Here is a 23,880-nt window from a genome sequence, read left to right as displayed (position 1 = left end):
GGGCGAAAATTTGAGATATCGTATCGGTGCGGTTCATCTACTGCCTCGATTGCTGCGAGGAAGATGAGAACGGACCGTGATCACCAAGACCGGAAAAATGGGGGCGACTGTTGCAGGTCCCCCCAACCAAAATACGTACACGAATAAGGCTCTGTTTGGTTTATCCAAACAGAGCCTTATTCGTTTCAGACCAAGTGATCGTCCACTTCTGCCGCGCCGCATGCTTTCGCAGCGGAAATGCCGCGCGGGGGGAGTGGTCGACGAGGCGGCGCTTGCCACCGCGCTCCGGCGCGGCTCGATCGCCGGCGCCATGCTCGACGTGGTTGAAGCCGAGCTGCTCGGGGCCGGGAGTGTCCTGTGCGATGCGCCGAACCTGATCCTTACCCCGCACATCGCCGGAATCACCGAGGAATCGAACGTGCGGGCAAGCGCCCGCCAACGGGCGGAACACGACGGCATTCAGGTGGACCCGGAAATCGTTGGCGGATCTGCTGCGGCGTGCCGGACGCGCCTGACGACCAACGCAGCGGGATTTTGCCGCCGCTATTCACCGCATTTCGATGGGTAATTGCCGCTTGGGCGCGCCGATGTCAGTCTGCGAGCGCCCAGCGGGAGAAGGCAAGGCCTTCCACCTCGAAGGCTTCGCGCTTGATGCGCAGGCCCACCGGGCTCTCCCGGCGCGTGCGCTTCATGGCCAGATCGAGCATTTCGCGCGCGCCATAGCTGAGCACGACGCGCTGGCGCACCGCGTGCGGGTCCTCGATCTCCACCATATCGGGCGCGCACAGGGCGGTGATCTTGTAGGTGGACGGCGCCGCCAAATCTTCAGGCACCGACTTGCGACCGGAACCCGGAGTCCCGTGCTGCCGATCGTGACGCGCCGCGGCCACGGAAGGCGCGCGGGCGCCGAACGTGTCGAGCACAGAGGCGAAGAGATTTTGCACGGCGATTTTTGTCATGATCGATAAAGCACAAACCAGGTGACCTCAGTCGAGGTTATTCCTATCAAACAATGTGAATATAAAAAATAACAAAATAAATTAGTTAAATTACAGCGGCCGGGACGCCGTGGCCTGGGGCGCGGGTCGCAGATCCGTCCGGCAGATGAAATGCTCGAACGCCTCGGCGGCGAACCGCAGATTGTGGCCCTTGAGGGTCAGCCGGTAGAGCGGCCGTTGAACCGAGAGGCCCTGCACCGGCACCACTTTCAGCACGCCGAGCGCGATCTGGTCCTTCGCGGCGGCGGCCGAGACCATGGCGATGCCGAGGCCCGCCGCCACGATCTGCTTGATGGCTTCCGTGCTGCCCACCTCCATGATGATCGCGGGGCGAACGCCGGACCCCTCCAGCGCCAGCCCAACCACCTCTCGCGTGCCGGACCCCTCCTCGCGCACGATGTGGCGCGCCTGGGCAAGATCGGCCGGGAGAACCGGTCCCTCCATCCGCGCCAGGGGATGGTCGGCGGCGGCGATCACCACCAGTTCGTCCGTGAGCCAGGGATGGGTGATGAGGTTCGGATGGTCCACCGGCCCTTCCACCAGCGCCACGTCGATATCGCGCGCCAGGAGGCGCTCGGCGATCTCCTGGGTGTTGGCGCTGGTCAGGCGCAGATGCAGGTCCGGATGGATCTCCTGGAATGCGCCGAGCAGGCGCGGCAGGACATAGGTGGCGATCGTCGTGCTGGCGCCGACGTGCAATTCTCCCTGGGTGAGGCCGCGCAGGGCCTGAAGCTCCTCTTCCGCCCGTCGCTCGGCGGCAAACAGCGCGGTGGCGTGGGCGAGCAGCACCGTGCCGGCTTCGGTGAGGCGCACCCCACCCGGGCTGCGCTCCATCAGCACGCACTGCAATTGCGCTTCCAGTTCCCGCACGCCCTTGGACACCGCGGGCTGGCTGATATTGAGCACCTCGGCCGCGCGCGAGAATCCGTGCTGTTCCGCAACTGTAGTAAATAGACGAAGTAAATGGAGATTTATCGCCATAACCGCGCTTCATGATGGAGTGAGCAAACTGTATTTGCGCTTCTGGGTCGCCTGCGCGCACTAATAATTTTGAAGAAAAAGAACGTGGGTTGAGCTGTGCCGAAAGCCCTTCGCTGGCTGCTGGATGTTACCCCCGGAATCGGCCTGTGCGCGGCCGTGACGGGGATCGCCTATGCCGTTCAGATCGTTGAAGAACGCATCAGCGGGCATCCTTATGTGGAAGCCCTGGTGCTGGCCATCCTGATCGGCACCGTCGTGCGCTCGGTCTGGACGCCGGGTGCCCGCTTCCGGCCGGGAATCGCATTTTCCGGCAAGATCCTGCTGGAAATCGCCGTCATGTTTCTCGGAGCCTCCCTCAGCGCCGCCGCGCTGGCGGCCGCCGGGCCGACGCTCTTGGTGGGCATTGCGGCGGTGGTCGCGGTGGCTCTGTTCGCCTCCTATGGGGTGGGTCGGTTGCTGGGCCTGCCGCACAAGATGGCGCTCCTGATCGCCTGCGGAAACTCCATTTGCGGCAACTCCGCCATCGCCGCCGTGGCTTCGGTGATCGAGGCGGAGGGCGACGATGTGGCCTCCTCCATTTCCTTCACCGCGATCCTCGGCGTCATCGTGGTGCTCAGCCTGCCGCTGCTCATCCCCCTTCTGGCCTTGTCAGATACCCAATATGGCGTGCTGGCGGGCCTCACCGTCTATGCGGTGCCGCAGGTGCTGGCCGCAACCGCTCCGGTCGGGCCGCTCGCGATGCAGATCGGCACCGTGGTGAAGCTGGTGCGAGTTCTGCTGCTGGGACCGGTGGTGTTCTGCGCGGCCATCGCCCACGGCCAATCCCTTGCTGCCACGCGGGCCGTGCCGGTGGGTGCTTCGGTGGTGGCGCGGCCGCCGCGCCTGCCGATGCATAAGCTTATTCCCTGGTTTATCATCGGCTTTGTGGTGTTCGCGCTGCTGCGCTCGCTCGGCCTGCTGCCGCAAGCGCTCCTGGCGCCCCTGGCGCTGGTGACGACGATTTTCACCGTTCTGTCCATGGCGGCGCTCGGGCTCGGTGTGGATCTGCGGGTATTGCGCCGGGTCGGCGGGCGCGCGACGCTCGTGGTGACGCTGTCGCTGCTGCTCCTCCTGGGCGCCAGCCTTGCCCTTATCCGCGGCCTCGGCGTGATCTGATTGTGTCGGGATTTCAATCCCGTATCAGCCGGCATCGGCCGGGGCGGCGGTCGAGTGGCGCACCGCCAGTTCGATCGGCAGCTCGGTCCATCTATGCTGCCGCACGCCTTTCAGCTCGGCGAGCAGGTGGGTGGCGACGGTGCGGCCGAGCTGGGCCGCGGGAAGCGATCTCCAGATTGTCGATGCCGACGAGGGGCACCGCCCCTGGAACGGCGCGTCCGTGCGCCGTCGCCGCCTTCCAGGACATCGACGCGGGGGCGCCGCTGCGGCCAAGATCGTGCTGCGGCTTTAGGGTCAGGCGGGGCGATGGCCGGGCGGGGCGCGGCGGCTCAGGAGGTGACGCGCACTTCCACCGACATGCCGAGGCAGTCGTCGCGCGCGCCCGCATAGGTGCCCGAGACGGGAACCGTCTGCTCGATGGTGCGCGCCACCGAGACCGGAACCAGATTGGACGCCCCGACACCGCCATTGGTCGGATCGAAGGTGATCCACCCCGCGCCGGGCACGTAGATTTCGGTCCAGGCATGGGTGGTGCCGGCATCCGCGCTGCCGGCCAGCAGGGTGCCCGGCGTGTGCAGATATCCCGAGACGATCCGCGCGCCGAAGCCGAGGCTGCGCGCCGCCTCGGCCAGCAGCACGGCGAAATCGCGGCACGATCCCCAACCGCGATCCAGCGTGTGGAGCGGCGGTTGCGTGCCTTCCTCATCGCGGCTCTGGTAGAGAATGCGCGCGGGAATCCCCGCATTCATGTCCTTCAGCAAGGAAAGCGTGTCGGTGGGATTCGAACGCACGAAGCCGCGCGCCCAGGCCTGGAGACGCCCGTCGGGATCGGCATATTGCTGGCGTGTGAGGGCGCCGAGGTCCGTCCATTCATCGTCGGAATGGCGGAACGGATAATTCATCGCCGAGCCTGCGATCTCGAACACCGGCCATGCGGAGGCGTAATGCTCCAGCTCGGCGGCGCTTTCCACCGTCAGGGTTTCCGAACTCTCGTGGAAGGATGCGGTGGCGACCGCATTGCCGAACACGTCCTGGGTCCAGCTGAGCACGCTGGCGGGGAAGGTCGCGACCTTCATGGAGATGAGCCGCAGGTCCAGGCTCTCGCGCGGGCGCAGCATCAGGCGATGCGCGCCGAGGGCGACCCGGCGGCGGTAGAAATAGGTGGTGCGGTGGTGAATGCGAAGCTGAACCATCCACCATTATCATCGCGCTTCGCAATCGCAGCAATCTCCGTCCGCCGTTGCCGGGGCGCGAGCCACAGCTTTGCGCGCGCCGCGCCGCTCAGCCCCGGCTGCGAAACGTGATGAATTTATGCGCCGCGAAATTCACGAACACCGGCAGCATGATGGCGATGGCATGCGCGCCGGCTTGCGCCAAGGCGGCGGGCATGAAATGCGAGAACAGGTGATCCAGCCCCACCGACGCGCCGAGCACCACCGGAAACGCCAAAGCGTTGAACAGGAAGAACCACGACACTTCGGTGTGCAGGGGTTTTCCCGAGGCCGGAAATACGAGCATTCGGTTCAGCGTGAAGGCGGTAAGGACGCCGACCAGAAAGGCAAGGCTCACCGAGACCCAATAACTGAAATAAAGATCGAAGCCGAACCGGCTGGCGAAATTGATCACCGCCGCGAACCCGCCCGCGAGCAGGAATTTGCCGAACTGGCCGTTCACGTAAAGGGCGATCAGGCGCTGCATCTCATCTCTTCAATCGCTGCGGCGCGGTTCAGCCGTAGACCGGTTCGCGGCGTGGAACATGATCGGTGCCGATCGCCGCAGCCATTTCCTTGGCGAGCCGTGCGCCTTCGGAAATGCCGCGATCCTCGGGATAGTAAAAGCACGTGTCGGCGATCTGGAGACCGGCGATGGGCGTTCGGACCGGGGGAATTTTCGCGGCGAACCCCGGCTCGCACAAGGGCTGCGCATAGCGCAGCCGCCCGACGCGCGAAACCAGGCGATCCCCTTCCGCCAGCGCCGGATTGACGCGCCGCAGATAGCCGAAGCTCTCGGCGATCAGCTCCTCGTTGGACCATTGCCACTTCTGGTGGTCGTGGGGCATGTAATAGGGCACGTACACAACCGGTTCCGGCAGGGTCCGCAGGTTGGAAAACTCGATGATGCCGGGAATTTCGATCTCGGGATCGACAATGTTGACCCAGAAATGCGGCGTCACGGAGCGCTTCAACTTGTGCAGCACGCAGATCACGCCGATGTTGCGGATCGCGTCATAAGCCGCCTTCGATGCCTGCGGCAGGTCCGGCACCAATTGCGAGACATGGGGCGTCGGCACCGTGGAGATGACCGCCTCGGCGGGAAAGAAGTGGCCGCCCGCCTGCACGCCGGTCACGGCGCCCGCGGCGCTCTCCACCCGCTCGCAGGGGGTGGACAGATGCACCCGCCCGCCGCGGCCCTCGATGGAGCGCACCAGCGCATCCACCAGGGTCTGCGACCCGCCCTCGATATGGCCCAGTTCCTCTTGGAACAGGGAGTGGCGCGAATTGCCGATGCGCCGCACCCGGGTCGCGATCCAGGCGGCCGAGACGTCGTCGGCATATTGGTAGAATTTCAGCTCCATGAGGCGGCGCCAGAGCTTGTCATAGACGCTCGCGCCCGCGCCCTTCTCGATCCAGTCGCGGGCCGAGATCGTTTCCAGATCGTCGAAGGCCCGCCGCCGCGAGGTCGCGAACATCTGGAGCCCGTAGCGCAGCTTCTCCACCGGGTTCAGCAGCGAGGTGGCCAGCAGCGAGATGGGATCGCCCCATTTGTGCAGGCGGCCATCCTTGAAATAGGCCATGGAGGTCGGCCGCCAGCGCATCTTGTCGGCGATCCCCAGCTCCGCCATCAGGGCGAAGGTGGGCGCGTCCGGCTTGCAGACGAAATGATAGAAGCGCTCAAGGGAAAGCCCGTCGAAATCGAAATGCGCCGCCATGCCGCCGGCGACCGCGTCGGCTTCCACCACATCCACGTCGTGGCCGAGATTGAGGGCGTAATGGGCCGCCGCCAGGCCCATGGCGCCCGCGCCGATGATGACGGTCTTCGTCATGCGGGCGGCTCCTAGAAGTCCAGGACGATGGTGCCGTAGCGCGGGTCGAGGAAGGTTTCCTCGAACGCCTGCTTCAGCGGCGTTTCCGGCACGTCGAAGATCTTCGGCCAGTCGATGACGGGAAACACTTCCGGGATCACCAGGGCCTGGAGCTGGTTGACGGTGAACGGGGGATTCTTGTCCACCAGCGCATAGGTCTTCAGCAGCACGTAGAAGGCGGCATAGGGAATCCTGACGATGCGCGCCTTGGCCCCGGTGATGCTTTTGATCAGCCGGATGATGTCGATATAGTCGATTTCCGTGCGCCCGGAGATATCGTAGGTGCCGGTCATGCGGCGCTCGATGGCCGAGGCGATGATGGCGGAGAAATCGCCCGCATAGAGCGGTTGGCGGCGGAACTTGCCGGAGCCGGGGATCGGGAACACCGGCACGCGATCCATGAAGCGGCGCAGCCAGCCGAGATGCTTGCGGTCGAACCAGCCGAACATCAGCGTGGGGCGCAGCACCACATGGGGCGTCTCGACCGTATCGACGAAGCGCTCCTGCGTGGTCTTGGTCTCCACATAGAAGTCCTTGGCCTGCGAATTCACTACCGACGACGAGATGGCGACGAAATAGGGAACGGCGTGCCGGCGCACCGCATCGACGATCCGCTGCGTGGCGGTCACGTTGTTGGCGACGAATTCGCCATGGTCCAGCCCGCCGATCTGTGCCTGGTTGATGACCACGGCGTCCGCGCCGGCAAAGGCGTCCATCCATGGGCCGGCGCGGCTCAGATCGGCCTCGATCACCTCCACGGCGGGATGAAGCTGCCGCAGCCGGGCGGTGTTCGCGGGATGCTTGTCGATGCCGACCACCCGATAGCCGCGCGCTTTCAGGCGAGGGACGAGATTTTGTCCGACAAGTCCTGCGGCTCCGGTGACGATGATGGTCTTCATGGATGCCCGGCGCCGATCAGATTGGTGCGAAACGTCGTCATCACATGCCAGAGGCCTCCCCCCCTTGCAATGGCCGCCAGCGGAGGGGGCCGCGCGCGCCCGCTCGCACGGACGGCAAGGGGCATGGTCGCGGCGCTTCCGCCCGCCCCCGCGGCGGGGCTATCCTGCCGCCGATCGCCCCCGTGCCGTTCGGACGCCCATGATCGACCGCATCGTCAAGCCTGCCGCCCTCGCCCTTGCCGTGGGCCTTGCTCCCGCCGCCGAAGCGCAGGAGGCGCCGCCGCCCGCATTCGTCGATGTGGCCTCGCTCGTGCCGGGCGCGCGTTTCGACGTGCGCTATCACGGCAGCGACAATTTCGTCGGCACCCGCGTCGACGGCTATGAGGCGGCGCGCTGCTATCTGACCCGGCTCGCCGCCCAGGCGCTCGCCCGGGTGGAGGCGGACGTCCGCAAGGCGGGCCTCGAACTCCTGATCTTCGATTGCTATCGCCCGACCCGCGCGGTGGCGCATTTCGCGCGTTGGGCGGCGGATCTTTCCGACCAGCACACCAAGGCGCGCTATTATCCCGACGTGGACAAGAAGGATCTGTTCGCCGAGGGCTATATCGCCGCCCGGTCTGGCCATTCGCGCGGCTCCACGCTCGATCTGACGCTGATCGATGCCACCTGCGGGCGCGAACTGGACATGGGCACGCCGTTCGATCTGTTCAGCCCGCGCTCCTGGCCCGGCGATATGTCGGTGACCCCGCAGCAGCGGGCGAACCGGCGGACCCTGGCGGACGCCATGGTGCGCCACGGCTTCGTGCCGTTCGAGAAGGAATGGTGGCACTTCACGCTCGCGAACGAGCCGTTTCCCGACACTTATTTCGATTTTCCCATCCGCTGAAGCCGTGCCGCTCCGGCATCGCGGCTCAATGGGCGGTGGCTTCCTCGATCTTCAGCCGCCGGCCCCAGGCATCGAAGAAATGGCCTTCGTTGAGCACCAGGCGGTCGGCCTTCACGCGGGCTTCGAGGGCACGCAGGCGGCTGCGCGCTTCCCCGTTCAGCAGCGGGCCGCCGGAATCCAGCACGGGGAAGAAGGCCGCGCCGTCCCATTGCTTGCCGGAGCCCGCGAACAGGGCGACGATCTGCGGCCAGCGGATCTCGTCGCCGATGATGTTGAAGAAGGTGGAGGCGAGCGGCGCCACCTCCAGCCCGCCGATCTTCACCAGAACCACCAGGGCGGTGAAGGCCCCGTGGGTGGCGAATGAGTCGCGCAGCCAGAGGTCGAATTCGGTGAGGTCGTGCCGGCCGGTGCCCCTTGGGCCCGCGCCCTTGCGGCTAGTAATCGACACGGGGCGTCTCCGGTATGTAGTGCTCGAAGAGATACCACACGCTGCGAAAACAAGGACTTAGCCGAGCCCCATCCAGGCATGGCGAGCCCCGCGCCGTCAAGGGGATGCCCACGGGTGCGGCGTCCTGCCACAGGGAGGGTGAACGAACCCAGAACGTGGCCGCCAGGACCCCCATGGGGGAAACCTGCCCGCCCGCCCCTACGTGCTCACCTCTCGCGTGAGTGACCCTAAATTCAATCGGAAGGAAGCCGGTCACTTCGCGCCCGAACTCGCGAGCTTGGCGAGGGCTGCGTTGAACTCCTCAGGCGAGGCCGAGCCGTACTTCGCGAGGAACTCATCTGTGCTCCCAGGCTCACGCTGGGCGAGCCTCCAGGACCATTCCATAAGCGCCCGGCAGGTCGGGACGGCTTGGCAAGCCGCAACCTTCTTCTGGGCTTCCCGTCCGCGTTCGGCGGCAACTCGCTCACCACCCTCAAGTGCCCAGACGAGGCCCGCGCCAACCAGGGCAGCGAAGACGACGTTATAGGCCGGATAAGTAGGGCCGACGAATAGCCACTTGATAAGACCCTTCACCATCGGTCTCCCCTCCCACCACCATTCCCCTCAGGAAATAGCAGAAGCCGGTCACTTTGCGCACCTACCTTAAGCTATAAACTTGGCGCTCATATAGTAGGTCCTCCAGAGGGGTCTAACCCATTGATATTCCTCAATGTGGCCCCCACAAAGCTCTAAAACAGAAGGTTCTCCGATGATGAGGGGAGAAGAGCATTCAAGGCCCTAACCCTTCTCTCCGCTAGGTTTCACCGCTTAGCCATGCTCGCATTCCGTTATTTCGGAACGTAGCACAACCTAAAATCACCGGCAAATTCTGTGCTAGAGTTGTGCTAGAGCATTTTTGGCAAATTTTGACAAAAAAAGAGACCGAACTTCCGTTCGGCCCCTTGATTTCATTGACAATTTTGGTTGCGGGGACCTGCTCTGATCAGAACTTGCGAACGCAAAAAAGCCGCCCATTGGGTGCGGCTGATCTGCGCGATCTGGCATCGCAATTTGAGATGGTTGCGGGGGCATGCAATCGTCTCAAATTGTTGTTCCGTGCAGCAGCTTAAGGGTTTGAATCGACCGTTGTCCTCCGAAGGTGGAGGCCACACGTTCGAATCGTTCGGGCGCTTGAGGACATGAACGTCTGGCGTGTGCTCCTCCCCTAAAGGCGCCGCCATGGCGCTGCTCGGGCACCGAACCAGCCCACTGGAAGGGGCATCCACCCATCAGTTCACGTAGACCGGGCTTCGCAGGCGAGCGCCTATTTCATCAGGCTCGATGTGGCGTCGATACTCTTCGGATAGGGCAGATCGGCGATCGGGATCGAGGTCGGCTGATCTTGGGCGAAGATGGTGTTCAGATCCAAGGTCAGGAAGATCAGGCGATGATTATAGTCGGTAATCATCAGGCGGTTGTGACTTAGATCCTTGATCGCCACGAACTGTGTATAATCTGACACCAGTTGATTGCCCTCGCGGCTCTGGGCGACGCCCAGCGGGATGTCCACGGTGTTGAGGATGTGCCCGACCGCCTGAACCGCCTCGGTACCGGTGGCTGGCGGCGTCTCGTTGTGGCGCATGAAGGCCGCGCGAATAAAGCGGGCCGGAGGCGTGTAATCGCCGGGAATGCCAATCGTTCCACCGCCCTGGCCCAGCGCCGTTACGTTCGCCGTGCCGATCTGCACGCTTTGCACGCCCACGGTGGACAGGTTTAGATAATTGCGGGCGTTGAGCAGGTGCCAATCATAGGTCGGCGCATTGGTGAGCACATGCGCGACATTGTCATAGAGCCGCAGGTCGCCCCCGACATATTCGGCCACGACGCTGGCGCCCGTCTTGTCGGTGAAGACGAGATGCAGCGTCATGGGCGTGTCGCCGGTGCCGAGCGCCGCGGCATCAAACCACACTTTCGTCGTCTGAAGCGCCGTCTTCACCTCGGCGACGGTGGCATTAGTGCCGAGCGCCCATGTGCCGAAATCGAGGACGGACACATAGTTGCGGTCAGCCGGCGTCACCGTCTGGTACTGCGTGAAGCCGGGCAGGAAATTGGCGCTCATGCCGAGGCCGGCTGAATTCTGCCCCTCCAGCAGCGCCGCGCCGGGCAGGATGCCAGGAGCGACGCCCACCACGGCATATTTTGTCTTGATGGTGTTAGTCGGCAACTTGAGGGCCGGTGGCGCAGTCAAGGCAAGCGGCGTTCCGGCCGGCTTGCTGACCAGGTTCCACTTCATGTCAAAGCCCCATTCCATGGTCCGGCCGGCGACCACGGTGCCGTCGCCGGCGACCACGTCCACCGCCGTGCAGGCGAGCGAGACATTCAACGTCGCGATGACGCAGACAGAACTCAGAAGTGTACGTAGCAACATGGGATTGCCTTTCCGATCTTGGTTTCAACGACCACCACCGGCAGGGTCCGATTCCGGCTAGGTCGGACGGCGTAGCAAGGCCCGTCGTCTCGCGAACGGGATTGTCGCACGGCTGACCGCCCGTACCGCGCGACGTCCTCATGTTTGCGGGTGGCCGAAATCCGGTCCGGCGTCCCGTGCTTTTGCCTCTATTCAGTCGCCGCAGTCGTTCTCCGGCGAGAGGCCGGCAAAGCGATCGCTCATCCATCCGACGGCCACGTCGGCGCTATCGTGCGCCGCCGCGGCGTGGCCGATTCCGGGCATCAGAAGCATCCGAACCTTCACGCCGACCTTGCAAAGCCGGGTCATGAACTCTTGCGTCACGGCGGGTCGCACAATCGGGTCCGATGTGCCCTGCGCCAGGAAAACCGGCACATCCGATGGCAGCGGACCCGGCGCGTTCTTGTTCAGCAGAGTGCGCCACGGTTCCACGCCGGCAAGGTTCGCGACGCTCACCCTCGCCGCCGCCACCCTGATCGACCTGAGTCGCCATGTCCGCGACTGGCTGCTGGCCTACAACTATGCCAAGCAGCTCAAGGCGCTGCGCTTCAAAACCCCGTTCGAAGCCATCCGGCAGATGGCCACGCAAAAGCCCGAACTCTTCGTTCGCCAGCCAAACCATGACATCCTGGGACCAAACAGTCTCTCCGCTCAGCACCCGCGTGTAGGCAACAAGGTCCCGATGAAGCTTGGCCGGCAGCTCCAGCGTCACCTTCACCGGCTTGTCGTCGAGGATTTCGCTAAGCTTCAGCTTCGTCATGTCAGCCTCCGTACGGTTCGAGAACAAGATCACGCGTGACGATGACACGCACTGGGAAGCCCTGCCGGATGGTCAGGGTTGGCGCGATGTTGAGCTGGCGCTGGACGATCTGCCGGCCGGTCTGGCTGATACTGTCTGACGCGCCTTCGCGCAGCGCGCTGACAAGATCGTTGTCGCTGCCAGATGTCCCTGCGCTCGCGCCGAAGCTCAGGATGGTGGATAGGACGGCGGCGTTGAACAACTCGCCCCAGTGGTAGTCGACACTGTCCTCGAGCCCGGCATAACCTTCGGCATCGGCACCGGGCTGCCGCTCCAGCACGATGGAGCGGCCATTGGGGAAGATCAGGCGGTTCCAGACGAGAAGGACCCGGCGCTGGCCGAAGCCAACGTCATTGTCATACTGGCCGATGATCCGTGTGCCTTGAGGGATCAGGAGGATCCGGCCCGTGGGGCTGTCGTGGACATTCTCGGTCACCTGGGCGGTGATCTGGCCCGGCAGGTCGGAGCGAATGCCGGTGATCAGAGCCGCAGGGATGACGGCACCTGCCTGCAGGATGTTGGCTGACGCGGGAGCCGCGACGCGATCCGGTGACACAATGCGCCGGTCGGCCGCCTGGTTGAGGAAGGCGATCTGGCGCTCCTGGGCCGTCGGCGTCGCAGCCTGCGGGGCGAGACCAAGGGATGCAAGGTCGGACACAGACGTCGAGGCCGTCGCCGAGGGGGCGCCCGTCTGTTGAGCAACAACCGGGCTCGCGGGTCGGGTATTTGTCTGGGCAAACAACCGTCCGGTCCGCGCGGCTTCGCTCTCCTGCAGTTGTCGCTGCTCCTCGGAGCTGAGGCCCGGATTTGGCATGCCTCCCATCGCCGGCGCCGTAGGCTGCACTGCGGTTTGCGCACGGAGAATGGGGCGGCCGAGATCGCCGGGCAGCGGTGGTCCGAGCTTTGGGATGCCGGTGTAATCCTTCGGGAGGCTGGCGAGTCCCTCCGGCGTCGCCTTGACGTCTGTGGCATAGAGCTCCTGTCCTGGCCCGTGGTCCTTGCGCGCCTGAAGGGCGTAGATCAGGGCTCCGCCGATCCCGAGCCCGGCAACCAGCCCCAGTCCGGCCAGCACCTTTCGGGACAGGCGGGTCACCCTCGGCGGCTCCGGCCGCAGTCGCATGGCCGCCACAGCTTCCCCTGTCAGAGGCCGGGCACCGTCAGTGCTGGTGCGTTCCGGCCCTCTCTCCCTCCCGGTTTCATTGCCACTCATAGGTCCGGCCTCCCGTCAGTGCGGGAGATGCGGACGCGCTTCTGATCCTTCGCGGCACCGAAGCGCAGCTCGGCCGCGGCAAAGAGGCGATCCACGATCATGTAGGTGCCGCGCACGCGATAGTTCACGAGCTCGGACGTGTCGCCCTGCGGGCCGACCACAAAGAGCGGCGGCATCTCCCCCTGGCCAATGCCGCGCGGGAAATCGATGAACACCTGCTGGCCATCATCGAAGGCGCGCAGCGGGCGCCACGGTGCCCGGTCGCCCGTCACCTCATAGCGGAAGTTCACGCGGGTCAGGTCGATGCCTGTGGCGACAGGCTGCACCGCTTGGGCCTCCGCATTCTGGCGCCTGAGGGCGATGAGCTGGTCCTGGGGATACTGCCACGAGACCGAGGCCATGTAGGTCTTCTCGGTGGAGCGCAGCTCCATGTGATAGGTGCGCAGGTTGGTGTTGATGACGAGATTGGTGGTGAGGTCCGGCCGCATGGGCTTCACCAGGATGTGGACCTGCTTCGCGGCACCCGCCCCGCTCTCGGTGTCGCCGATGATCCAGCGCACCGTGTCGCCGGCGGCAACCGGCCCCGTGCCCACCAATTGCTCGCCGGGCTGCAGGGCAATGTCCGTGACCTGCCCCGGCGCGGCATAGACCTGATAGAGGGCGCCCTCCACGAAGGGATAGACCTGCATGGAGTTGATGAAGCCGTTGCGGACGGGCTGCACACGCGCGGCCGCATTGGCTTGGTTCACCCGGGTGGCAGGGTCATTAGCTTCCGGTTCCGCCTTGCCGTCCTTGCCCACTGGCTTCAACTGGCCGGGCAACGGTAGGGGCTTCGGCAGCTCGACGATGCGCACCGGTCCCGGCGGCTCCGCCTTGAAGACAGCGGGCGGGGCATCGTCATATTCGATCTCCGGCGGCTTCTCGAAGGTAGCGCAGCCTGCCAACGCCGATGTGCAAAGCAGCAGAAGCGGCAAGCCGGACTTACGGAAAGCCGGAAAGGAGAGGACACGGCGCGCCGGCCTCCCGGAATTGCGGATGGCAAACGTCATTGTCCCAGTTCCTTCGACCAGTTGATCGCGTTGACGTAGATTCCGAGCGGATTGGCCCGGAGCCGCTCGGCATCGCGCAGCGCCTGCACCACGACGGTGAGGATGGCGCTCCAGCGGGAGGTCTCGGCGAGACTCCCGTCCTGGTAGCGGCGCTCGGTCCAGGCGATGCGGAAGGAATCCGGCGAGGCGCGAATGACGCTCGAGACCTCCACCGCCAACTGCTGCTTGCCGACACGGGCGAAGGGGTCGTTGGCGCGGGCATAATCGTTGAGGGCGATCGCGCCGGCCTGCGTCGTGTAAGCGTAAGCCCTCAGCCAGTTCTGGCGCACAATGACGGGATCGGCGGAGATGCTGCGCACCTCTTCGATGAAGCGGGCGAGGTGGAAGGCGATCTGAGGATCGGAGGGGTGATAGTCCGAAACGGCGGGTGCTACTGACTGCGCCTGTCCGAGCTTGTCCACCTGAACGACCCACGGGACCACTGAGCCGCTCAGCGCCTGCCAAGCCAGAGCACCGGAGAGGCCGGCCGAGAGGGCGAGGCAGCCGAAGGCCATGAGGCGCCAGTTCTTCGCCTGGACGCGGGCGGAGCCGATCCGGTCGTCCCAGACCTGGGCCGCGCGTTGGTATGGTGTCTCGGGTTCGGGCGAGCGGCCGTAATGGACCGATGGTCGCTTGAAGGGGGTCATGGGCGATCGCTTTCGGAGAGGGAGATGGACGACCCGCCGCCATGGCTGTCGCCGGACCGCACCGCATGGGTCGTGGTCTGGATGCCGTGGACCACCTGCTGGGAGCGGCGCATGCGCCGCGCCCAATCCGGCATGTCACCCGGAGAGGCCGGGGCGCTCGACGCGGCCGAACTTGGGCTGGCCGTGGCGGACCCTGTTTCGCTGGCCGCCATGGCAGAACGCCGCAGAGGAGAAGCGGCCGCCGCTATCCCGGCGCGCGCGACACCGCCAAGCCCTCCAGCCACACCCGAAAGTCCGGACTGGCCAGCAGCTCCTGCGCTGTAGGCGGAAGCAGCACCTCCGGCGAGGCTTCCTCCCGCACGGGCCGTGGCTGCTGTACCAGAGAGCGCGCCACCGGCCCCACGCACAGCAAGCCCAGCCGCACCGGCTCCCGCGAGCGCCACACCGCCTGCGGCAAGCCCGGTCCCCACGGCGGCGCCCGCGCCCAGCTGAGGCGCGCCGGTGATCAGGCCTGTGGCGATCCCCGGCCCGAAGATGCCGAGGCCGAGGAGCGCCAGCGCCGCCAGCACCGCCGACAGAGCCTGGCTGATGGTCGGCTGGGCATCGCCATAAGAGGTGGTGAATTGAGAGAACAGCCCCGAGCCGATGCCGACGATCACGGCGAGCACCATCACCTTCACCCCGGCGGCGACGATGTTGCCGAGCACCTTCTCGGCGAGAAAGGCGGTCTTGCCGAAGAAGGCGAAGGGGATGAGAACGAAGCCCGCGAGCGTCGTCAGCTTGAACTGCACCGCCAGGATGAAGAAGGCGATCAGGATCAGGAGCCAGGAGACCAGCAGCACGGCGATCTGCACGGCGTTGACGAAGATCGCCACCGGCCCCGTGAGGTGGCTTGCAGCGTCGAGCAGCGGTTGGCCGGCCGTGAGTCCCACTTCCGCAAGTCGCCCCGGCCGCAGGAATTCCGCCGTGCTGATGGTTGACCCGCCGGCTTTGAGACCAAGCCCGGCGAAGCTCTCGAACACGATTCTGGCGAGCGCGTTGAGGTTGCCGATGATCCAGGCGAAGAAGCCGATAGCGAGGGTTTTGCGCACCAGCCGGCGCATCACGTCCTCGTCGGCGCCCCAGGCCCAGAACAGGCCGGCGAGCGTGATGTCGAGAGCGATGAGGATCGAGGAGAGGCCCGTCACCTCGCCCTTGATCAGGCCGAAGCCGGAATCGATGTAGCTGGTGAAGGTGTTGAGGAAGGTGTCGATGACGCCCACATCGTTCATGGCGCAGCTCCGTCCACGGGCTTGCCGAAGAAGCGGCGGCGGTTCACCTCCCAGAGCGCGGCGCAGTGCGGATCGATCGGATCTGCGGTCTCCAGCTTGGCGCAGCTCTTGAGATCGGCCGAGGAGACGTTTCCTGCCGGCACGCTGGTCGCGGGCAGCAGATCCGTGTCCGGGCCTGAGGTCATACCTAGAGCTGCGATCACCACCCCGACCAGGCCAATGACAATGAGGGTTCTGAGCGCGGTGCCCTGATCCATGGCCGCACCTCAGTTGCCGCGGAACATGGTGACGGCGGCGGGCTGGTAGCTCGACCGGGTGGAGAAGCGCCGGTAGCGCTCCTGCCCCTCAGACACCGCTGTGGCGCGTTCGGCTTCGGACAGGGTCTGCGCCCGACCGTTGGATGCCACCACGGCGGTGAGGTCGGAGAGCTGCTGGGCCTGGAGCGCCTGGAGCTGGTTGCCCGCCTGCATGGCCTGCAGCGCACCGGTCGCCGCCTGGCTCTGCCCGACCTGCGTCGAGGCCTGCGAGCGCCCGGTGTCGAGATTACCGACGACGCCCGCCTGCACCCGCAGCGCATCCTGAAGGCCCGCGACCGTGGTCTCCCAGCGGCTCTTCGCCTGGATGACGAGGGCTGCATCCGTGGCACTCAGAGAGACCGAGCCGTACTGACCCTGGAACGCCCGGTCGATGGCGGTGACGTCATAGGCGATCTTCTGGGCCTGCCCGAGCAACTGCTGGGTGCGCTGGGCAGACTGCTGGAGCGCGCTGAGGGAAGAGTATGACAGGCTAGCGAGGTTGTGGGCCTGATTGATCAGCATCTGCGCTTCGTTCTGCAGGGAGGTGATCTGGTTGGTCACCTGCTGCAGGGCCCGAGCCGCCTGAAGGACGTTCTGGGCATAGTTGGAGGGGTCGTAGACCACATATTGCGCGGCAGCCGGCGCCAGCGGGCAGACGAGGAGCGGCGTGGCGAGAAGCGCCACCCGCAACGAACGACGGATCATGGGCGTGTCTCCAGATTGTCAAGCGTGGGGATGAGGTCTGCGGCCCAGCCGAGGCCACGGTGCCGCAGCCAGGCGGCGAGGAAACCATCGCGCCCATGCTCGGCGAGGATCTGCGAGAGCGCGGCTTGGTCAGTCTTGGACGCGGAAGCGCACAAGGCGAGCGCCACCTGCGACAGCCCGAGCTCGAACAGGCGGTTGCCGCGCCGGGACTGGCAGTAATAGTCCCGCTTCGGTGTCGCCCGTGCGAGGATCTCGATCTGCCGGTCGTTGAGGCCGAAGCGCCGGTAGATGGCGGTGATCTGGGGCTCGACGGCCCGCTCATTGGGGAGCAGCAGCCGGGTCTGGCAGCTCTCGATGATGACGGGGGCGATGGCGGAGCCGTCGATGTCCGAGAGGGACTGGGTGGCAAACACCACGCTGGCGTTCTTCTTCCGCAGGGTCTTCAGCCATTCCCTGAGCTGCCCGGCGAAGCCCGGGTCATCGAGGGCGAGCCATCCCTCGTCGATGATGAGGAGGGTGGGCGATCCGTCGAGCCGGTCCTCGATGCGGTGGAACAGATAGGACAGCACCGCCGGCGCCGCGCTGGTGCCGATCAGCCCCTCCGTCTCGAAGGCCTGGACGGACGCCTGCCCCAGATGCTCGGCCTCGGCATCGAGCAGCCGGCCCTGGGCGCCGCCAATGCAATACGGGCGCAGCGCCTGCTTCAGCGCGTTGGACTGGAGCAGGACCGCAAGGCCAGTCAGCGTGCGCTCCTCGACGGGAGCGGAGGCGAGCGAGGTGAGCGCCGACCAGATGTGCTCCTTCACCTCCGGAATGATGGGGACGCCCTCGCGGGTGAGGATCGCCACGATCCAGTCCGCCGCCCAGGTGCGCTCGGGGAGTTTGTCCACGCGGGCGAGCGGCTGGAGGGTGACGCTCTCCTCGGCAAGACCGCCGCCGAGATCGTTCCAGTCGCCGCCCATCGCGAGGGCGGCGGCCCGGATGCTGCCGCCGAAGTCGAAGGCGAACACCTGGGAGCCCGCATAGCGCCGGAACTGCAGGGCCATGAGCGCCAGCAGCACCGACTTGCCGGCGCCGGTCGGCCCCACCACCAGGGTGTGGCCGACATCGCCCACATGGAGCGAGAAGCGGAACGGGGTGGAGCCCTCCGTCTTGCCGTAGAACAGCGGCGGCGCCGCAAAATGCGCGTCCTGCTCGTCTCCGGCCCACACCGCGGAGAGCGGGATCATGTGCGCGAGGTTGAGGGTGGAGACGGGCGGCTGGCGCACATTGGCATAGACGTGTCCCGGCAGGCTCCCGAGCCAGGCGTCCACGGCATTGATCGTCTCGACCATGGCCGTGAAGTCCCGGCCCTGGATCACCTTCTCCACCAGCCGCAGCTTCTCGTCGGCGATGCGGGGATCGGCGTGCCAGACCGTTACCGTGGCAGTAACAAAAGCGATGCCGGCATGGTCGGCGCCGAGCTCCTGCAAGGCGAGGTCGGCATCCTCCGCCTTGTTGGCGGCATCCGAATCCACCAGCACCGAGGCCTCGTTGGTCATCACCTCCTTGAGGATGGCGGCGATGGACTTGCGCTTGGCGAACCACTGCCGGCGGATCTTCGTGAGGAGCCGGGTGGCGTCGGTCTTGTCGAGGAGGATGGCGCGGGTCGACCAGCGATAGGGAAAGGCGAGCCGGTTGAGGTCGTCGAGAACCCCAGGTGTCGTCGCCGTGGGGAAGCCGACGATGGTGAGCAACCGAAGGTGCTGGTTCCCGAGCATGGGCTCCAGCCCGCCGGTGAGCGGCTGGTCGGCCAGGAGCGCGTCGAGGTACATGGGCGTCTCGGGGACGCGCACCCGCTGGCGCCGGGTCGAGACGCAATCGTGGAGATATGTGAGGGTCTCGGCATCGTCGAGCCAGCGGCACTCCGGCATGAAGGCTTCGACCAGCCGCAGGACGCGGTCCGTGCGATCGGCGAAGGCGTCAAGCGCCTCATGGGGATCAACGCCGTCGCGCGCGCGGCCCTCATAGAGCCAGCTCTCCGCCCGTGCGGCATCTTCCGCCGGCGGCAGCCAGGAGAAGGTCAGGAAATAGCTCGACTCGAAATGGCTACCGACCTCGGCAAAGCCAGCCCTGCGCTCGGCATCCACCAGCGCCGAGGCAGGATCGCAGAAGACGCTCTCGGGATAGGCGCCCGCCTCATGCCGCTGGGCTTCCACGAACAGCGCCCAGCCGGAGCCGAGGCGGCGGAAGGCGCTGTTGAGGCGGCCTGCCACGGCCACCAGCTCGGCCGGCACGGCAGAATCAAGGTCCGGGCCACGGAAACGCGCCATCCGCTGGAAGCTGCCGTCCTTGTTGAGGACGATGCCCGAGCCGACGAGAGCCGCCCAGGGCAGGTAGTCCGTGAGCCGGCTGGCGTGACGGCGATACTCGGCGAGATTCATCATGGCACGCCCCGCTCAAATCGTCAGGTGGGAGGGGATGCGCAGATGCCGGCGCACCACGTCGACGAACAGCGGGTCGCGCTTGGCGGCCCAGACGGCGGCGAGGTGTCCGACCGCCCACAGCGCAAGGCCCACGAGCCAGAGCCGGAGCCCCAGCCCGACGGCGCCGGCGAGCGTGCCGTTGAAGATGGCAAGCGCCCGCGGCGCGCCGCCGAGCAGGATCGGCTCGCTCAAGGCCCGGTGGACCGGCACGGAGAAGCCCGGCACCTCGCCGGCATCGCCCGGCATCAGACCAACGCCCCGCCGCTGAAGGAGAAGAAGGAGAGGAAGAAGCTGGAAGCGGCGAAGGCGATGGAAAGACCGAACACGATCTGGATCAGCCGCCGGAACCCGCCCGATGTGTCGCCGAAGGCGAGCGCGAGGCCGGTCGAGATGATGATGATCACCGCGATGATCTTGGCGACGGGACCCTGGATGGAGTCCAGGATCGACTGCAAGGGCGTCTCCCAGGGCATGGAGGAGCCGGAGGCGTGGGCGGCCGACACCGCGCAAGAGAAGGCGCTTGCCGCAGCAGCGGTTCGCAACAGGCGGCGATGGAGGGAAACAGGGATCGGAGTCACGGGGAGGTTCCTTCTTCTGCGGGAGGGATAGCGGGAGAGATCCGGTAGTCGCCATCGGGGCCGAGCCCTTCGACACGGGCGAGCTCGGAGAGGCGGCGCGCGGAGCCCCGGCCCGACAGCACGGCGATGAGGTCGATGGTCTCGGCGATCAGGGCGCGCGGGACCGTGACGACAGCTTCCTGGATGAGCTGCTCCAGCCGTCGCAGGGCGCCCATGGCGCTGCCGGCATGGATGGTGCCGATGCCGCCGGGATGGCCAGTCCCCCACGCCTTCAGGAGGTCCAGGGCCTCCGCGCCGCGCACCTCGCCGATGGGGATACGGTCGGGGCGCAGGCGCAGGGACGAGCGCACCAGATCGGACAGAGAAGCGACGCCGTCCTTGGTGCGCATGGCCACGAGATTGGGCGCGGCGCATTGGAGCTCGCGGGTATCCTCGATCAGGATGACCCGCTCGGCCGTCTTGGCCACCTCGGCGAGGAGGGCATTGGTAAGGGTGGTCTTGCCGGTGGAGGTGCCGCCGGCGACCAGGATGTTGGCGCGGGAGGCGACGCCCTGGCGCAGGGCCACGGCCTGCGCTGCCGACATGATGCCGCCGGCCACGTAGTCGCCGAGCGTGAACACGGCGACGGCGGGCTTGCGGATGGCAAAAGTCGGGCCAGCCACGACCGGCGGGAGCAGGCCCTCGAAACGCTCTCCCGATCCGGGAAGCTCGGCGGAGAGCCGCGGTGCGCCAGCGTGGACCTCGGCGCCGATATGGTGCGCGACGAGGCGGATGATGCGCTCGCCATCACCGGGAGCCAACCGCTCCCCCGTGTTGACGAGACCTTCGCACAGCCGGTCGACCCAGAGGCAACCATCGGGGTTGAGCATGACCTCGACGATGGCCGAGTCATCGAGGAGGCGGGAGATTACCGGGCCGAGCGCCGTGCGCAGCATGCGCACACCACGTGTCAGACTCTCCGAACCGTGAGGTGAAGCCGCCATCTCATCCCCGCCCTGGCCGGGAGCGAAGCAGGGGCTTCCCGGACGGCGATGATTAAAGAAGGGGGAATTGGGGTAGGTTCAACAATGGAAAGTCAGGCAACGTATTATGGCGTGCAATTGCCTAAAAAGGGGCGCATCAGCGGCTCAATCCGTGAACGACCAACACGGCGCCCGTGCCCTCGCAAAACCGCATGGATCCGTGACTCACCTCAGGGCCCTCGGCTCTCGGCGTGGATCACGCGAATACCATCGGTGAGGGCACGGTTGGCCAAAGTGCGTCAACTCTGCGGCCGGGTGCGTCAAGCACAATAGCCACTGGCCGAAAGCCCCAGGCCTTGCACATCACCCGAACCGGCCAGATGCTGCGATGCTCATCGGCAAACTCGCAGTTCATCGGGAGGACGGTCGGGCGCAGGCCCGACGAGACGCCTTGGAACATGTGTTGCGACAGAATGCCCGTTGCCAATACATTCAAATATATTAATTTTAGTATATTGAATGTCTTAGCTCCGGTATAATGATCCGGTGCTAAGAAAAATGGGCGTTGGCTCGCTCGACGTTTGGAGTGGGGCCAGCCTTGATGTGTGGGAGCGAACCATGAGAGCATGCACACTTCGTGATAAGGCTTGGTCGCCTTATGTGGCGGGCATCCTGATCGGCCTTCTTCAAGTTCCGGCCTTCCTCTTGATCGACACGGCGCTCGGGGCCTCGTCCTCCTATGTGACCGTGGGCGGCTCGCTTGCCGCGCTGGTCGATCCGACCGTGACGCAGATCGCTTATGTCGCCAAGCACATCACACCAACCGCAAAGAACTGGTGGCAGGTCGCCCTTGTCATCGGCATCGCGCTTGGAGCGCTGATCTCCATGTCCCTCTCCGGCGCCCGGCGCAAAGCCATCTCGCCCGTCTGGGCTCGGGCCCTGGGGACCTCCAGTCCAACGGTGCGCTATCTCGTCGCTTTCGGAGCGGGTTTTCTCATGCTGTTCGGCGCGCGCCTCGCCGATGGCTGCACCTCGGGGCACGGCATTTCGGGCATGGCCCAGCTTGCGGTTTCCTCCACCATCGCGGTGGCCTTCATGTTCGTCGGCGGCATCGCCACCGCTTTCCTCCTCCTGCGCCGCATCTGACGCGCCACGGATAGGATCAGCCATGTCCCTCCTTCAAGCCATTCTCATCGGCCTTGCCATGGGCATCGTATTCGGCGTCGCGCTGGAGAAGTCCCGGGTGTTCGAGCCGGGGATGATCGTCGGCCAGATGCAATTGCGTAATTTCATCATGCTGAAGGTCTTCCTCACCGCGGTCGCCACCGGCGCCGTGGTCCTGGCGGCGCTGCACGGCTTCGGCCTCATCAAGCTGGCGCCGAAGGCCACCTTCTTCGCCGCCGACGTGCTGGGCGGGATCGTCCTCGGGGCCGGCATCGCCCTGGCCGGGGCCTGCCCGGGCACGGTTCTCGCCCAGGTGGGCGTCGGCTATCGCGACGCGATCTTCACCCTCGTGGGCGGCCTGTTCGGGGCGATGGCCTTCAGCTATGCCGAACCGACCCTCGCGCCGCTGCTGCTGTCGGGCGGACCCGGCAAGCTCACCTTGATGAGCTTCACCGACGTGCCCTATTGGATGCTGGCGCTCGGGTTCGCCGCGCTCCTGGTGGTGGCTTTGGTCGGGTTGGAAAAATGGCGCCCGTGGCGGGCCGATCTCGGTGCCGACGTGGACGGGGATTTCGCCCCCGCACAGCGCGCGGCGGATGCGTCGGCCTCGCGCTTCAAGCCGGCGGAATGAACCCGATGCCGCCGGTCCAGCCCCCCCGCATCACCATCCTCGGGTCCGGCTTCGCCGCCCTTACCGCCGTTCGCGAACTGCGGCGCCAGAGCGTCACCGCGCCGATAACGGTGATATCCCCCGACGATGCCCTCACCTATCTGCCGAGCCTGATCTGGATTCCCGCCGGCTTGCGGGCCGGGGCAGACCTGCGGGTACCGCTCGGCGGCTTCTTCGCCAAGCATGGCGTCATTCACCATCGGGCGCGGGTGGAAGGCGTGAGCGATGGCGGGCGCACCGTGCGCACCAGCGCCGGGCCGGTTGCCAACGACATGCTGCTGATCGCCAGCGGCGGGCGTTACATCCGCAAGCTGCCGGGCATCGATCATGCCGCCATCCCCTGCGAGGGCGTGGCGGCGGCGGAAGGCATCCGCGACCGGCTTGCGGCCCTGGAGGGCGGCACCATTGCCGTCGGCTTCGCCGCCAATCCGCAGGAGCCCTCGGCGGTGCGCGGCGGCCCGATGTTCGAATTCCTGTTCGGGATCGATACCCTGCTGCGCCGGCAGGGGCGGCGCGCGGCATTCGAGCTCGTCTTCTTCAATCCCTCGCAGTCGCCGGGCCAGCGCCTTGGCATGCGGGCCGTGAGCGGCTTGCTCAAGGAGATGGAAAAGCGCGCCATCCGCACCCATCTCGGGCACAAGATGGTGCGTTTCGAGGCCGATCGGGTGGTGACCGAAGGCGGGGAAATTCCCGCCGATCTCATCCTCTTCATGCCCGGACTGACGGGACCCGCATGGCTCGAAACCAGCGACCTGCCCCGTTCGCCCGGCGGCTTCATCACCGCCAGCACGACCTGCGCCGTTCCGGGGCTGGAGCGGGTCTATGTGGCGGGCGACGCGGGCAGCTTTCCCGGGCCGGACTGGATGCCGAAGCAAGCCCATCAGGCGGACCTTCAGGCTGTCGCCGCCGCCCGCAACATGGCGGCCGAGTTGAAGGGGCAGCCGGCCACCTTCGCCTTCAAGCCCGAACTGGTCTGCATCGTCGATACGCTGGATGCCGGCATGCTGGTGTTCCGCGATGCGCGATTCACGCTCGCTTTGCCCCGCCTCGGCCCGTTGCATATGGCCAAGCGGATGTTCGAGCAGCATTATCTGAAGGCATTCCGCGCCGCCTGACCTTGCCCATAACGG

General features: G+C 65.9%; 25 protein-coding genes and 3 pseudogenes. 6 read left to right on the top strand and 22 right to left on the bottom strand.

Annotated elements, in window-relative coordinates; genetic code table 11:
* Positions 1-247 precede the first annotated feature (247 nt).
* Positions 248-433, top strand: a pseudogene (locus V5F84_RS11485) (NAD(P)-dependent oxidoreductase); the annotation flags it as partial.
* Positions 434-590: 157 nt separating this feature from the next.
* Here V5F84_RS11485 and V5F84_RS11480 read toward each other — a convergent pair.
* Both V5F84_RS11480 and V5F84_RS11475 read right to left on the bottom strand, forming a co-directional pair.
* Positions 591-833 carry a hypothetical protein gene (locus V5F84_RS11480; RefSeq protein WP_394042455.1) on the bottom strand — a complete coding sequence of 81 codons (243 nt, stop codon included), beginning with the start codon at positions 831-833 and terminating at the stop codon, positions 591-593.
* A gap of 216 nt (positions 834-1,049) precedes the next feature.
* Positions 1,050-1,979 carry a LysR family transcriptional regulator gene (locus V5F84_RS11475; RefSeq protein WP_394042456.1) on the bottom strand — a complete coding sequence of 310 codons (930 nt, stop codon included), beginning with the start codon at positions 1,977-1,979 and terminating at the stop codon, positions 1,050-1,052.
* Positions 1,980-2,075: 96 nt separating this feature from the next.
* Between V5F84_RS11475 and V5F84_RS11470 the strand changes: the two genes are divergently transcribed.
* The gene (locus V5F84_RS11470; RefSeq protein ID WP_394042457.1) at positions 2,076-3,134 is read left to right on the top strand and encodes a YeiH family protein; all 1,059 of its coding nucleotides are present in this window, start codon (positions 2,076-2,078) and stop codon (positions 3,132-3,134) included.
* A 329-nt stretch (positions 3,135-3,463) separates the two neighbouring features.
* On the opposite strand, the gene V5F84_RS11465 is transcribed toward V5F84_RS11470, so the two are convergent.
* The 4 genes from V5F84_RS11465 to V5F84_RS11450 all read right to left on the bottom strand — a co-directional run bounded on the left by V5F84_RS11465 (position 3,464) and on the right by V5F84_RS11450 (position 7,115).
* Positions 3,464-4,327: a transglutaminase family protein gene (locus tag V5F84_RS11465; RefSeq protein WP_394042458.1), complete on the bottom strand. Its 864-nt coding sequence runs from the start codon at positions 4,325-4,327 to the stop codon at positions 3,464-3,466.
* An 88-nt stretch (positions 4,328-4,415) separates the two neighbouring features.
* Positions 4,416-4,832 carry a GtrA family protein gene (locus tag V5F84_RS11460; RefSeq protein ID WP_394042459.1) on the bottom strand — a complete coding sequence of 139 codons (417 nt, stop codon included), beginning with the start codon at positions 4,830-4,832 and terminating at the stop codon, positions 4,416-4,418.
* Between the two features lie 28 nt (positions 4,833-4,860).
* The gene (locus tag V5F84_RS11455; RefSeq protein ID WP_394042460.1) at positions 4,861-6,177 is read right to left on the bottom strand and encodes an NAD(P)/FAD-dependent oxidoreductase; all 1,317 of its coding nucleotides are present in this window, start codon (positions 6,175-6,177) and stop codon (positions 4,861-4,863) included.
* 11 nt (positions 6,178-6,188) lie between these two features.
* The gene (locus V5F84_RS11450) at positions 6,189-7,115 is read right to left on the bottom strand and encodes an NAD-dependent epimerase/dehydratase family protein (RefSeq protein WP_394042461.1); all 927 of its coding nucleotides are present in this window, start codon (positions 7,113-7,115) and stop codon (positions 6,189-6,191) included.
* A gap of 199 nt (positions 7,116-7,314) precedes the next feature.
* Between V5F84_RS11450 and V5F84_RS11445 the strand changes: the two genes are divergently transcribed.
* Positions 7,315-8,001 carry a M15 family metallopeptidase gene (locus V5F84_RS11445; protein WP_394042462.1) on the top strand — a complete coding sequence of 229 codons (687 nt, stop codon included), beginning with the start codon at positions 7,315-7,317 and terminating at the stop codon, positions 7,999-8,001.
* Between the two features lie 25 nt (positions 8,002-8,026).
* Here the strand turns inward: V5F84_RS11445 and V5F84_RS11440 are convergent, their stop codons facing one another.
* From V5F84_RS11440 to V5F84_RS11365, 16 genes and pseudogenes are all read right to left on the bottom strand, one after another.
* Complete coding sequence (locus V5F84_RS11440) at positions 8,027-8,449, bottom strand: hypothetical protein (protein WP_394042463.1); 423 nt, start codon at positions 8,447-8,449, stop codon at positions 8,027-8,029.
* A 252-nt stretch (positions 8,450-8,701) separates the two neighbouring features.
* Positions 8,702-9,025 carry a hypothetical protein gene (locus V5F84_RS11435; RefSeq protein ID WP_394042464.1) on the bottom strand — a complete coding sequence of 108 codons (324 nt, stop codon included), beginning with the start codon at positions 9,023-9,025 and terminating at the stop codon, positions 8,702-8,704.
* 727 nt (positions 9,026-9,752) lie between these two features.
* Entirely contained in the window at positions 9,753-10,856 is a 1,104-nt protein-coding gene (locus V5F84_RS11430; RefSeq protein WP_394042465.1) for a choloylglycine hydrolase family protein, read from the bottom strand.
* A gap of 192 nt (positions 10,857-11,048) precedes the next feature.
* A complete protein-coding gene (locus V5F84_RS11425) occupies positions 11,049-11,327 on the bottom strand; it encodes a lipase family protein (protein WP_394042466.1) in 279 nt (92 codons plus the stop codon).
* A 208-nt stretch (positions 11,328-11,535) separates the two neighbouring features.
* A pseudogene (locus V5F84_RS11420) lies at positions 11,536-11,655 on the bottom strand (DUF2274 domain-containing protein); the annotation flags it as partial.
* 1 nt (position 11,656) lies between these two features.
* Complete coding sequence (locus V5F84_RS11415) at positions 11,657-12,904, bottom strand: TraB/TrbI/VirB10 family type IV secretion system protein (RefSeq protein WP_394042467.1); 1,248 nt, start codon at positions 12,902-12,904, stop codon at positions 11,657-11,659.
* Positions 12,901-13,953 (bottom strand): P-type conjugative transfer protein TrbG, encoded by a 1,053-nt coding sequence (trbG, locus tag V5F84_RS11410; protein ID WP_394042468.1) that lies wholly within the window; start codon positions 13,951-13,953, stop codon positions 12,901-12,903. The genes V5F84_RS11415 and trbG overlap by 4 nt, the downstream gene beginning before the upstream one ends.
* Positions 13,950-14,639, bottom strand: a complete 690-nt coding sequence (gene trbF / locus V5F84_RS11405) for a conjugal transfer protein TrbF (protein WP_394042469.1) — start codon at positions 14,637-14,639, stop codon at positions 13,950-13,952. The genes trbG and trbF overlap by 4 nt, the downstream gene beginning before the upstream one ends.
* Positions 14,636-15,910, bottom strand: coding sequence for a P-type conjugative transfer protein TrbL (gene trbL / locus V5F84_RS11400; RefSeq protein ID WP_394042470.1), 1,275 nt, complete (start codon positions 15,908-15,910; stop codon positions 14,636-14,638). The genes trbF and trbL overlap by 4 nt, the downstream gene beginning before the upstream one ends.
* Complete coding sequence (gene trbK-alt, locus V5F84_RS11395) at positions 15,907-16,167, bottom strand: putative entry exclusion protein TrbK-alt (RefSeq protein WP_394042471.1); 261 nt, start codon at positions 16,165-16,167, stop codon at positions 15,907-15,909. Before trbK-alt ends, trbL begins: the two co-directional genes overlap by 4 nt.
* 9 nt (positions 16,168-16,176) lie before the next feature.
* Positions 16,177-16,911, bottom strand: coding sequence for a P-type conjugative transfer protein TrbJ (gene trbJ / locus V5F84_RS11390; RefSeq protein WP_394042472.1), 735 nt, complete (start codon positions 16,909-16,911; stop codon positions 16,177-16,179).
* Entirely contained in the window at positions 16,908-19,337 is a 2,430-nt protein-coding gene (gene trbE / locus V5F84_RS11385; RefSeq protein WP_394042473.1) for a conjugal transfer protein TrbE, read from the bottom strand. The genes trbJ and trbE overlap by 4 nt, the downstream gene beginning before the upstream one ends.
* A 12-nt stretch (positions 19,338-19,349) precedes the next feature.
* A complete protein-coding gene (locus tag V5F84_RS11380; protein WP_394042474.1) occupies positions 19,350-19,622 on the bottom strand; it encodes a VirB3 family type IV secretion system protein in 273 nt (90 codons plus the stop codon).
* Positions 19,622-19,921, bottom strand: coding sequence for a TrbC/VirB2 family type IV secretion system protein (locus V5F84_RS11375; protein ID WP_394042782.1), 300 nt, complete (start codon positions 19,919-19,921; stop codon positions 19,622-19,624). The genes V5F84_RS11380 and V5F84_RS11375 overlap by 1 nt, the downstream gene beginning before the upstream one ends.
* A gap of 29 nt (positions 19,922-19,950) precedes the next feature.
* Positions 19,951-20,937: a P-type conjugative transfer ATPase TrbB gene (trbB, locus tag V5F84_RS11370; protein WP_394042475.1), complete on the bottom strand. Its 987-nt coding sequence runs from the start codon at positions 20,935-20,937 to the stop codon at positions 19,951-19,953.
* Positions 20,938-21,068: 131 nt separating this feature from the next.
* Positions 21,069-21,337: pseudogene (locus tag V5F84_RS11365) on the bottom strand (IS3 family transposase); the annotation flags it as partial.
* Positions 21,338-21,534: 197 nt separating this feature from the next.
* On the opposite strand from V5F84_RS11365, the gene V5F84_RS11360 reads away from it, so the two are divergent.
* Genes V5F84_RS11360 through V5F84_RS11350 form a run of 3 tightly spaced genes read left to right on the top strand, consistent with a single transcriptional unit; the run spans position 21,535 to position 23,865 of the window.
* Entirely contained in the window at positions 21,535-22,062 is a 528-nt protein-coding gene (locus V5F84_RS11360; RefSeq protein ID WP_394042476.1) for a YeeE/YedE thiosulfate transporter family protein, read from the top strand.
* A 22-nt stretch (positions 22,063-22,084) separates the two neighbouring features.
* Positions 22,085-22,711: a YeeE/YedE thiosulfate transporter family protein gene (locus V5F84_RS11355; protein ID WP_394042477.1), complete on the top strand. Its 627-nt coding sequence runs from the start codon at positions 22,085-22,087 to the stop codon at positions 22,709-22,711.
* A gap of 5 nt (positions 22,712-22,716) precedes the next feature.
* Complete coding sequence (locus V5F84_RS11350; RefSeq protein ID WP_509277064.1) at positions 22,717-23,865, top strand: FAD-dependent oxidoreductase; 1,149 nt, start codon at positions 22,717-22,719, stop codon at positions 23,863-23,865.
* The last annotated feature ends 15 nt before the right edge of the window (positions 23,866-23,880 follow it).

This window comes from Roseixanthobacter liquoris (assembly GCF_043195135.2).
Lineage (GTDB): Bacteria > Pseudomonadota > Alphaproteobacteria > Rhizobiales > Xanthobacteraceae > NCEH01.
Note: the sequence above shows the minus strand (reverse complement) of the source record. Positions and strands in the feature narration are given on the sequence as shown.